This is a genomic window from Micromonospora sp. CPCC 205539, assembly GCF_036906815.1.
In the GTDB taxonomy this organism is placed as follows: Bacteria; Actinomycetota; Actinomycetes; order Mycobacteriales; family Micromonosporaceae; genus Micromonospora.
Window position 1 is genome coordinate 1 of the sequence record NZ_JBAKHW010000086.1, and the last position, 6,114, is coordinate 6,114.

The window sequence follows — 6,114 nt, forward strand, 5'->3', positions numbered from 1 at the left end:
TGATCGTGTTCATGGGGGAAGCTCCTTCGGGGGTAAGGACACCCGGGTGTGCGGGTGTGAGCACCTCGTCCGGCGCTGCAACAAGCGGGGGAAAGTCTTCACGGCGGCCGACGGGCGGGGCCTCGTGGCGCCGGGTCCATGTGTAACGACCGCCGGCCGGTCAACATTCCGGCCCAGGGACTCCGCCATCCGGCCCCTTCGGGCGGGCCGATCCTGCGGGCCCTGACATCCGGCCACGCCGGGGCGATCCTGCGGCTCTGCCATCCGACCCCTCTCACGGGGCGGGCCGATCCTGCGGCTCTGCCATCCGGCCCCTCTTACGGGGGCGGGCGGACCTGTGGCCTGCACGGGAAGGCCCTACGGCTCTGACCTGCGGCCCCTGCGCGGGGCGGTCCTGCGATCGTCAGGGTATGTAACGACCCCGGCCCGGCCCCGATTCCATCCCACGAGTGCACCCGGTCACAGGACGAATGTCGTGATACCGGACATCGAGCTCGATTCCGCGTGGCGGGCACTCGCTAAATCCGCCACGGCGGGCATGCACTCGCCAAATCCGCCACGGCGGGCATGCACTCGCCAAATTCGCCGCGGCGGGCATGATCGACTCGAGATCACCGATGTCGGGGCATCAGGGACGGCCGGATACCGCGATTTCACCGATACCGAGTTGATCAGGCGGGTGAGGTCGGGTCCGATGCGTGATCAAGCGGGTGAATGGGCCGCATGCGGTCGGGCGGCTGAGGTCGGGCGCGCTGATTGGTCGGGCGGCTGAGGTCGGGCGCGCTGAGTGGTCGGGCGGGTGAGGCCAGCTCAGACGTGTGCTCAGGTGGGTGGGGACCCTCGACCCGGTGGAGTCGGAAATCCCGACCACCGGCGCAGACCCACGACGGCGACACCCCGAGATCACCGAGGCCGGAGCCCGAGACCGTCGGGGACCGGACCGAGGCCCTAGGGTGGTCAGCGTGGCGACCCTTCTGCTTCTGCGACACGGCCGTACGACGGCGAACGCCGATGGTGGTCTGGCCGGCCGGCAACCGGTCGAGCTGGACGACACCGGGCGTGCGCAGGCTGCGGCGGTGGGCGAGCGGTTGCGGGCGGTGCCGCTGGCCGCAGTGGTGACCAGTCCGCTGATCCGCTGCCGGCAGACCCTGGATCTGGCGCTTCCGCAGGCCACTCCGGTGGTCGAGGAGGGGTTGATCGAGTGCGGTTACGGCAGCTGGGAGGGGCAGCCGCTGAAGAAGCTCGCCAAGGAGCCGCTCTGGCCCGTGGTGCAGCAGCACCCCAGCGCCGTGATCTTCCCGGACGGCGAGGCGATGGCGGCGATGGCGGCGCGCGCCGTGGCGGCGGTGCGGTCGTGGGACGCCCGGGTGACCGCCGAGCACGGGCCCGAGGCGGTCTGGCTGGCGTGCAGCCACGGTGATGTGATCAAGGCCATCGTGGCGGATGCTCTCGGCGTACACCTGGATCTTTTTCAGCGGATCGTGGCCGACCCGGCGTCGGTGACCGCGATCCGGTTCACGCCGCTGCGTCCGTTTCTGGTCCGCCTGAACGACACCGGCGGCGATCTCGCCTCCCTGGTGCCGCCGCCGCGTAAGCGGCGTCGGCGGGCGACCCGCGCGGCCGGCACCGACTCCGATGCCGCCGTCGGCGGCGGCGCGGGCGCCGCCCGATGACGCCGGCGAGCGGCGGGAAGGCCGCCACGCCCGGGTGCTGCCCCTGGTACGCCGGGCGCGCCGTCGTCGCGGCGATTCGGGTCGGTGGGGTGCGCGATGCCATGGCGGGCCGGATAGGGTCGTGGGTATGACCCACCAGGTGCACGCCTTCGAGCCGCCGGAGCGGTTCGTCGCTGGGACCGTCGGGGCGCCGGGAGAGCGCACGTTCTTCCTCCAGGCCCGCGGCGGCGGCCGGCTGGTCAGCGTCGCGCTGGAGAAGGTCCAGGTGTCCCTGCTCGCCGAGAAGCTTGAGGAGCTGCTCACCGAGGCGCAGCGGCGCTTCGGGGTGGACCTGCCCGAGGCGCCGGCGGTGGTGGGTGACAACGACCCTCTGGACACGCCGGTCGACGAGGAGTTCCGGGTCGGCACGCTCGGGTTGGCTTTCGACGTCGACAGCGCGACCGTGGTGATCGAGGCCATCGCCGCCGGTGAAGCCGAGGCCGAGGTCGAGCTGGGCGACGAGGTCGACGACGACGAGGACGAGGACGAGGACGACGAGCCCGACGAGGACCTGGACCGGCTCCGAGTCCGGCTCACGCCGCAGGCCACCCGCCAGTTCATCGAGCGGGCCCGGCGAGTCGTCAACGCGGGTCGGCCGCCGTGCCCGCTGTGCGGCCAGCCGTTGGACCCCGCCGGGCACCTCTGCCCGCGGCACAACGGTTACCACCGGTGACCTCGTCCGGCCTCCAGCCACTGCAGGACGACGCCGCGCTGCGGCTGTTGCGGGACGGCACGCTCGATCTGGAGGGGCGGCTGGTCGACGCCTCCAACACCACCCTGCGCGGCATCCTGACCCTGGGTGACGCCACGGCCCGCTGCGTCTACAAGCCGGTCCGGGGTGAGCGCCCACTCTGGGACTTCCCGGACGGCACGCTGGCGGGTCGGGAGGTCTCGGCGTACCTGGTCTCCCGGGCCACCGGCTGGGGCCTGGTGCCGCCGACCGTGCTGCGGGACGGTCCGTTGGGTCCGGGCTCCTGTCAGCTCTGGATCGACGAGCCGGAGGCCGCCGAGCCGCTGGTGGGGTTCGTGCCGGCGGAGGCGCTGCCGCCGCGCTGGTTCCCGATCGCCGCGGCTCGCGACGACGACGGTGCCGCGTACGCGCTGGCGCACGCCGACGACCCGCGGCTGGCCCGGCTCGCGGTGCTCGACTCGGTGATCAACAACGCGGACCGCAAGGGCGGCCACGTGCTGGTCGGCGCCGACGACCGGATCTACGGCGTGGACCACGGGGTGAGCTTCCACGTCGAGGGCAAGCTGCGTACGGTGCTGTGGGGCTGGGCCGGTAAGCAGCTGCCATCGGACGCGGTGGAGATGCTCGACGGCCTCGCCGGGCAGGTCGCCGGGGCGCTCGGCGCGGAGCTGGCCGACCACCTGACGATCAGCGAAATCACCGAGTTGGCCGCCCGCATCGACGAGCTGCGGCACACCGGGTGCTTCCCGGAGCCGTCGGAGGACTGGCCGGCGGTGCCCTGGCCACCCATGTGAAACGCTTGTCATCTTGATCACCCTCGCGGTGCCGCGACGGCGTCGTAGGGCTGGTTAGGCTGAAGCCATGGAGTCTTGGGCGGGACACGAGGTGCCACGGCTGCCGGGCAGGGGCGAGCCGCTGGCGTTGTACGACTCGGCGCGGCAGGGTGTCCACCCGAGCGAGCCCGTCGACGCGGGGAGCATGTACGTCTGCGGCATCACTCCGTACGACGCGACCCACCTCGGCCACGCCGCCACCATGATCACTTTCGACCTGGTGCAGCGGATGTGGCGGGATGCCGGCCACCCGGTGCGGTATGTGCAGAACGTCACCGACATCGACGACCCGCTGCTGGAGCGGGCCGCCCGCGACGGCGAGGACTGGGTGGTCCTCGCGATGCGCGAGACGGCGCTCTTCCGGGAGGACATGGAGGCGCTGCGGATCATCCCGCCAGCGCACTACGTGGGCGCGGTCGAGTCGATCCCGGACATCGCCGACAAGGTCCAGATGCTGCTCAAGGATGGGGCCGCGTACCAGCTTGAGGACGGCACCGGCGACGTCTACTTCGACATCGCCTCCGCGCCCCGGTTCGGCTACGAGTCCAACCTGACCCGGGAGCAGATGCTCGAGATCTTCCCGGAGCGCGGCGGCGACCCGGACCGGGCCGGCAAGCGCGACCCACTGGACCCGCTGCTGTGGCGCGGGGCCCGCGAGGGTGAGCCGTCCTGGCCGGGTGGCGAGCTGGGTGCGGGCCGCCCGGGCTGGCACATCGAGTGCGCGGTGATCGCGCTGAACCTGCTCGGCGACCGGATCGACGTGCAGGGCGGCGGCAACGACCTGCTGTTCCCGCACCACGAGGCGTCCGCGGCGCACGCCGAGCGGCTGACCGGCGAGGCGCCGTTCGCCGAGCACTACGTGCACGCCGGCATGATCGGCCTGGACGGCGAGAAGATGTCCAAGTCCCGCGGCAACCTCGTGTTCGTCTCCCGGCTGCGCGCCGACAAGGTCGACCCGATGGCGATCCGGCTGGCGCTGCTCTCCGGGCACTACCGCAGCGACCGCGCCTGGTCCGACGACCTGCTGGCCGCCGCGCAGGAGCGCCTGGCCCGCTGGCGCCGGGCCGCCGCCGCGCCCGCCGGGCCGTCCGGGGCAGAGCTGCTGGCGGGGGTACGCGAGCGCCTCGCCGACGACCTCGACGCACCCGGCGCCCTGGCCCTGGCCGACCGCTGGGCCGACGCGACCCTGGCGGGCGCCACGGATGACCCCGAAGCGCCCGCCCTCTTCGCGAACACGGTCGACGCCCTCCTGGGCATCCGCCTCTGACCGCCCGCGCGCGTCGTGCCACGCGCGCGCGTTGATCGACTCGGTTTTCAGGAAGTCGCGGTGTCCAGACGCCAGTGATGCACCGCTTTCTAGGAAGCCGAGTCGATGAACGCCACCTCGGGGAAGGACCGGCTCGGGCCGCGCAGCAGATGGCCACCCCGGTGCCGCAGGTGCAGGTCGAAGAACGCCAGCGGGTACGCCTGCCCGATGCGGACCGCGCGGGCGGGGTCGAGCGTGCCGACCCAACTGACGAGTTCCTCGTCGCTCATGCCGATGAGCCGTGCCAGTTGCGGTATGAGCCACTGGTTGTCGCCGTAGGACGAGTGGACCGCTTCGGCGGCGTGGACGTTGAGTCGCCATCCGCGTAGGTGGGTAAAGAACTCGGCGACGGCGGGCTCCGCGGCCTGGGTGTACTCCGCCGTCATCAGCATGAACGGCCGGTACAGGTCGGCGGTGGGCAGCGGCTGCGACAGCATCGGGGCGTCCAGGCTCAGCCCTGCCCGGATCCGCCGGTCGGTGCCCATGGTCAGGGCCGTCGCGGTGCCGCCCTTCGACCAGCCGAACATGCCGATCCGGTTCAGATCGAGGGCTGCGCCCAGCCCAGCCGGCAGCGGAGCGCCGTCGACGTCGGGGTTGTTCCCGGCGGCCAGGTCGGCGATTTGGTCGAGGACGAATCGAACATCGCGGGTGTAGGTCCACGGCGTGGAATCGACGTCGTCCTCCTGGACGGTGACACGGCCGTCGGGGAATTCGCTGAACCCGTCGTACGTGTGGTCCACAGTGACCACCGCGTACCCGTGGCTGGCGAGTTCCTGCACCACGATGGTGGTGTCCGAACGGTGGCTGCCGGCGCCGTGCGAGTACAGCACCACCGGCAACCGCCGGTCCGGGTGCCGCACCGGGGCGCCCTCGTGCCCGGCCGTCAACGGCGCCAGCGCGGCGTGGGGGTCGAAGCCGGCGGAGTCCAGCAGCATGCGCATCGAGGCGGCGGTCATCCACGGGGAGCGTGGGTAGCGCCGCTCGTCCCGGGCGGGATACCAGACGCTGACCATCAGTTCCCGATACCGCCCCGGCCCGGCAAGCGGTTCCGGCCGCGACCGGTCGACCAGATGCAGCGGAACCACACCCACGTGGTACGGCCCGGTCGGCCGGGGGAGAGTGAGCCGGACCGGGCCCGAATCGGCGGTTGCCGCCGTGGCGCGGCCGGCGATGCCCATCGGTACGCCGACCCCGACCGCCAGCGCGGCTCCGACAAGGCCACGGCGCGTGATCCCCCGCGCACCAACAGGTTTCACGGTTGGCATTGATCCTCCCCTGGGTCGCTCGACGCCGAAACGGGCCGCCCGGCATCGATATACCCGCAGTATATACACTGAGTGTATAGATGCAATGGCGACGAGCTTCGACAGCGGTGAGTTCTCCGGAGTCCGCCCGGGCGCGTCCTTCGCCCCCGCGATCTTGCAGTTTCTGTCCCAGCAGAAGGTGTATAAGCGGGCATAAGTGCGACCGAAAGTGCAAGATCGCCGGGGCGGGCCGGGCCGGGCCGGGCCAGGCCAGGCCGGGCCGGGCCGGGCGGGCCGAGCGGGGCGGGCCCGGGCGGGGCGGGCCGGG

Annotated in this window: 5 protein-coding genes; 4 read left to right on the forward strand and 1 reads right to left on the reverse strand. The window is 72.1% G+C overall.

Annotated elements, in window-relative coordinates; genetic code table 11:
• Positions 1 to 953 precede the first annotated feature (953 nt).
• From V6V47_RS32480 to mshC, 4 genes are all read left to right on the forward strand, one after another.
• Positions 954 to 1,673, forward strand: coding sequence for an MSMEG_4193 family putative phosphomutase (locus tag V6V47_RS32480; protein WP_334632381.1), 720 nt, complete (start codon positions 954 to 956; stop codon positions 1,671 to 1,673).
• 127 nt (positions 1,674 to 1,800) lie between these two features.
• Positions 1,801 to 2,385, forward strand: coding sequence for a DUF3090 domain-containing protein (locus tag V6V47_RS32485; protein ID WP_334632382.1), 585 nt, complete (start codon positions 1,801 to 1,803; stop codon positions 2,383 to 2,385).
• On the forward strand, positions 2,382 to 3,197 hold the full coding sequence (locus V6V47_RS32490) for an SCO1664 family protein (protein WP_334632383.1): 816 nt from the start codon (positions 2,382 to 2,384) through the stop codon (positions 3,195 to 3,197). The genes V6V47_RS32485 and V6V47_RS32490 overlap by 4 nt, the downstream gene beginning before the upstream one ends.
• A gap of 67 nt (positions 3,198 to 3,264) precedes the next feature.
• The gene (gene mshC / locus V6V47_RS32495) at positions 3,265 to 4,503 is read left to right on the forward strand and encodes a cysteine--1-D-myo-inosityl 2-amino-2-deoxy-alpha-D-glucopyranoside ligase (protein WP_334632384.1); all 1,239 of its coding nucleotides are present in this window, start codon (positions 3,265 to 3,267) and stop codon (positions 4,501 to 4,503) included.
• Between the two features lie 89 nt (positions 4,504 to 4,592).
• Here mshC and V6V47_RS32500 read toward each other — a convergent pair whose 3' ends face one another.
• Positions 4,593 to 5,807 (reverse strand): alpha/beta hydrolase family protein, encoded by a 1,215-nt coding sequence (locus V6V47_RS32500; RefSeq protein ID WP_334632385.1) that lies wholly within the window; start codon positions 5,805 to 5,807, stop codon positions 4,593 to 4,595.
• Positions 5,808 to 6,114 lie beyond the last annotated feature (307 nt).

What these genes read in the sequence shown, in the direction of transcription:
- mshC (WP_334632384.1), top strand. Translation starts at nt 3,265, where the DNA reads ATGGAGTCTTGGGCGGGACACGAGGTGCCACGGCTGCCGGGCAGGGGC.
- V6V47_RS32485 (WP_334632382.1), top strand. Translation starts at nt 1,801, where the DNA reads ATGACCCACCAGGTGCACGCCTTCGAGCCGCCGGAGCGGTTCGTCGCT.
- V6V47_RS32500 (WP_334632385.1), bottom strand. Translation starts at nt 5,807, where the DNA reads ATGCCAACCGTGAAACCTGTTGGTGCGCGGGGGATCACGCGCCGTGGC.